At 38.2% G+C, this 4207-nt stretch carries 5 protein-coding genes; all 5 read left to right on the top strand.

Annotated elements, in window-relative coordinates; translation table 11 throughout:
• Positions 1-272 (top strand): pyrroline-5-carboxylate reductase dimerization domain-containing protein (locus tag AACZ30_RS13185; protein WP_339649921.1); only part of this gene is annotated, 272 nt, incomplete at its 5' end.
• Positions 273-274: 2 nt separating this feature from the next.
• The gene (locus AACZ30_RS13180) at positions 275-1408 is read left to right on the top strand and encodes an aspartate aminotransferase family protein (protein ID WP_339649920.1); all 1134 of its coding nucleotides are present in this window, start codon (positions 275-277) and stop codon (positions 1406-1408) included.
• Between the two features lie 87 nt (positions 1409-1495).
• Positions 1496-2470, top strand: a complete 975-nt coding sequence (locus AACZ30_RS13175) for an N-acetylornithine carbamoyltransferase (RefSeq protein ID WP_339649919.1) — start codon at positions 1496-1498, stop codon at positions 2468-2470.
• 46 nt (positions 2471-2516) lie between these two features.
• Positions 2517-3296, top strand: coding sequence for an acetylglutamate kinase (gene argB / locus AACZ30_RS13170; RefSeq protein ID WP_339649918.1), 780 nt, complete (start codon positions 2517-2519; stop codon positions 3294-3296).
• A partial coding sequence (locus AACZ30_RS13165) for a M20/M25/M40 family metallo-hydrolase (RefSeq protein ID WP_339649917.1) occupies positions 3296-4207 on the top strand: 912 nt, incomplete at its 3' end. The genes argB and AACZ30_RS13165, both read left to right, overlap by 1 nt.

The following is a 4207-nucleotide window of genomic DNA, read 5'->3' as shown; positions in this document are numbered from 1 at the left end:
TGCGGCTTATACGCGCTACCACCCAGGGAGCGGTACAACTTGGTTTTGATGCTAAAGACGCACAGCAACTGGCTATGCAAACCTGTTTGGGTGCTTCCAGCTTGCTTATAGAATCTGGTAAACACCCCGAAGAAGAAATAGACAAAGTAACCACACCACGTGGATGTACCATTGAAGGTTTGAATGAAATGGAACACAATGGCCTTAGCTCCTCTTTAATAAAAGGGATACAGGCTTCATTTAAAAAAATAAACACGATAACAACCGATTAACTATGGACTTATTTGATGTTTATCCGCTTTACAATATTACGCCGATAAAAGGTGTTGGCGCTTATGTGTTTGATAAAGAGGATAGGAAATATCTAGACCTATATGGGGGGCACGCTGTAATCTCGATTGGACATTCCCATCCGGCTTATGTGAATTCCATTTCTAAACAGGTTTCTGAACTGGGTTTTTATTCCAATTCGGTTAAAAATCCTTTACAAAATGAACTTGCCGATAAGTTGGAAAAAATTGCAGAAATAAAAGATTACAGCCTGTTTTTATGTAATTCTGGTGCTGAAGCCAATGAAAATGCTTTAAAAGTCGCTTCTTTTTATACTGGTAAAGACCGTGTTATTTATTTTGAAAATGCTTTCCACGGAAGAACATCAGGAGTGGTTGCGGTGACCGATAATGAAAACATCAAAGCACCCTTCAATAAGAACCATAAAGCTACAAAACTTGTTTTTGAGGATATTGAAGCTCTTGAAAACGAGTTGAAAAAGGGCGATGTGGCCGCAGTTATTTTTGAGGTGATACAAGGAGTTGGTGGTTTGGATGAAGCTTCAACTGAGTTTTACCAAAAAACAGCTGAATTATGTAAAAAGTATAATTCAGTCCTGATTGCAGACGAGGTACAATCGGGTTACGGCAGAACAGGAGATTTTTTCGCCTTTCAAAAACATAATATTCGTCCTGATATTATTTCTATCGCCAAAGGTATGGGGAACGGATTTCCAATTGGTGGTGTTTTAATAGATAATGCTATTTCAGCGAAATCGGGAATGTTGGGAACCACTTTTGGAGGGAACCATCTGGCTTGTGCCGCAGGGATTTCGGTTTTGGAGGTTATTGAGAAAGAAAATTTATTGAAGAATGCGGCTGAATTATTTGAATATGTAAAGGAAAAAGCGGCTGAAATTCCCCAGATTCAGAAAATCAAAGGTCGCGGATTGATGATTGGGTTAGAATTCGATTTTGAGATCGCGCAAATAAGAAAAGAGCTTTTATTTAAGCATCAGATCTTTACAGGGGCTTCAGCGAACAAAAAATTACTACGAATTCTACCTCCTTTAAATATTAAAAAACAACATTTTGATGAGTTATTTAAAGCTTTGAAAATTGTTTTAGACTTAAAATAATACCTGCAAGGTTTTTAAAACCTTGTAGGTATGTATGAAATAAAAACCTACAAGGTCTCGTAGACCTTGCAGGAAAAAATCAATAAAATGAAGAATTACACAGAATTATCAGATATAGAAGATTTACAGCAATTAATTACTGAAGCGCTGGAACTAAAGAGAGGCACTCCTACTTTGGAAATCGGTAAAGGAAAAACCCTTGGAATGCTATTTTTTAATCCCAGTTTACGTACGCGTTTAAGTACTGAAAAAGCGGCAAAATTATTGGGAATGGAAGTGATGGTAATGAATGCCGGAAGTGATAGCTGGAAACTGGAATTTGAAGACGGCGCGGTTATGAACTCAAATAAAGCTGAACATATCAAAGAAGCTGCTGCGGTTTTGTCACAGTATTGCGATATCATCGCGGTACGAGCATTTCCTGATCTACAGGATAAAGAAAAAGATGAAGCTGAAACAGTATTGAATAGTTTTAAAAAATATGCTTCTGTACCTGTTGTAAATCTGGAAAGTGCTACCGGTCATCCATTACAGGCACTTACCGATGCGATTACAATTTCAGAATTAAATAAAAAAGATAAGCCAAAAGTTGTGCTTAGTTGGGCGCCACATCCAAAAGCATTACCGCAAAGTGTACCCAATTCTTTTGCTGAAATTATGCAAGTTCTGGATGTTGATTTTGTGATCACCAATCCTGAAGGCTATGATTTGAATCCTGAAATCACTAAAAACATTCCTGTAATTCACAACCAGGACGAAGCTTTAAAAGAGGCCGATTTTGTGTATGTGAAAAATTGGAGCAGTTATGAAGCATATGGGCAAAAATTAAGCGAGGATAAAACCTGGACTTTTTCAGCAGAAAAATTAATGCAAACCAATAATGCAAAAGTGATGCATTGTTTGCCGGTAAGAAGAAATATGGTGATTGCTGATGAAGTTCTTGATTCAGAAAACTCGGTAGTAATTCAACAGGCGGGAAATAGAACTTTCGCTGCACAAGCTGTTTTAAAAAGGATTTTAGAAGAGAAGGTAAAGCAAACGGAATTAGGTAAAAATGCTTAACCAGTATGTAGTTTGATCGAACTTGAATTGACGGAATTAAGGAATTATGAAAAACGAAGTTTTAAAAGTTGTAAAAATAGGAGGGAAGCTTATTGAAAATGAAACTAAGTTTTCAGCTTTTCTGGGCGATTTTGTTGCTTTAGATGGTCCCAAAATCCTGGTTCACGGCGGGGGAAACCTCGCTACCGAAATTGCAGGAAAGCTAGGTTTTAAAACCCAAATGTTTGAGGGGCGTAGAATCACTGATGCCGATTCGATTAAGGTGATCACTATGGTTTATGGAGGTTTCATCAATAAAAATATTGTGGCCAAACTCCAGGGACTTCAAAACAACGCCATAGGTTTGAGCGGTGCCGACGGTATGAGTATTATTTCTAAAAAACGTCCTGTGCAGGAAGTCGATTTTGGTTTTGTAGGAGATGTGGAGAAGGTTAATTCAAAATTTATAAATTCACTTTTAAAACAGAATATTACACCCGTTTTTTCGGCAATTTCCTGTACCGCTGAAGGATTACTTTTAAATACTAATGGCGATTCTGTTGCTGCGGAAATCGCCAAGGCGATGAGTTCAATTTATGAAACCGAACTTTATTTCTGTTTTGAGAAAAAAGGTGTGCTGGCTAATGCCGAAGACGATAATTCGGTAATTGAAGAAATTACCAGTGAAAAATACCAAGAATTGCTCCAGGAGAAAGTGATAAGTGACGGGATGCTGCCTAAACTACATAATTGTTTCCAGGCGGTTGAAGGCGGCGTTAAAAATATATTCCTGGGAGATTTCAGGCTATTAAAAAAGGAATCTGTTTATACTAAAATCACGAATTGATGAAGCTCGAAGAATTACAAAGGGATGCTTTAGAATTACTAAAAAACCTCATTAAAACGCAATCCTTCTCAAAGGAAGAAGATAAAACAGCCGAATTACTTGAGGACTGGTTTCGTACTAAAGAGATGACCTTTTATCGGCATTTAAATAATGTTTGGGCTACCAACAAATATTTTGATCCAGACAAGCCTAGCTTGCTCCTAAATTCCCATCATGATACCGTAAAGCCAAATTCAGCTTATACCCGGGACCCTTTTGAAGCCGAAATTAAAGATGGGAAATTATATGGGTTGGGTAGTAATGATGCTGGTGGATGCCTGGTTTCTTTACTCGCTACGTTTACCTGGTTTTATGAATCCAAAGACCTTAAGTATAATCTTATTTTTGCCGGGACCGGGGAAGAAGAAATTAACGGCAAAAACGGGATTGCCTGTATGTTACCAAAAATGCCGAAAGTTGATGTAGCGATTGTTGGAGAACCTACTTTAATGCAATTGGCAATTGCCGAAAAGGGTCTTGTAGTTTTTGACGCAAAAGTAAAGGGAACTCCTTCACATGCCGCTCATCCCAATGATAATAATTCAATTTATAAAACAGCAAATGTCTTAAAATGGTTTGAGGAATTTGATTTTCCGAAGGAATCTGAAGCTTTGGGGAAAGTAAAACTTACGGTAACCCAGATCAATGCCGGCAACCAGCATAACGTAGTGCCGGGACACGTGGATCTGGTAATTGATGTTCGGGTTAATGATGCGTATTCTAACGCTGAAATAGAGAAAATTTTGCAGGAAAAGGCGCCGGTAGATGAGATCAACGCCCGTTCGCTTCGGTTGAATTCTTCTTCTATCCCTTCAGGTCACGAGTTGATAAAAGCCGGAATTTCCTTGGGAATGGAAACCTATGGTTCACCT

This window comes from uncultured Salegentibacter sp. (genome assembly GCF_963972535.1).
In the GTDB taxonomy this organism is placed as follows: Bacteria; Bacteroidota; Bacteroidia; order Flavobacteriales; family Flavobacteriaceae; genus Salegentibacter.
This window is presented reverse-complemented; position numbering and strand designations above follow the sequence as displayed.

Excerpts from the sequence above, each read along its gene's own strand:
- AACZ30_RS13175 (WP_339649919.1), top strand. The coding sequence starts at position 1,496 with ATGAAGAATTACACAGAATTATCAGATATAGAAGATTTACAGCAATTA.
- argB (WP_339649918.1), top strand. The coding sequence starts at position 2,517 with ATGAAAAACGAAGTTTTAAAAGTTGTAAAAATAGGAGGGAAGCTTATT.
- AACZ30_RS13180 (WP_339649920.1), top strand. The coding sequence starts at position 275 with ATGGACTTATTTGATGTTTATCCGCTTTACAATATTACGCCGATAAAA.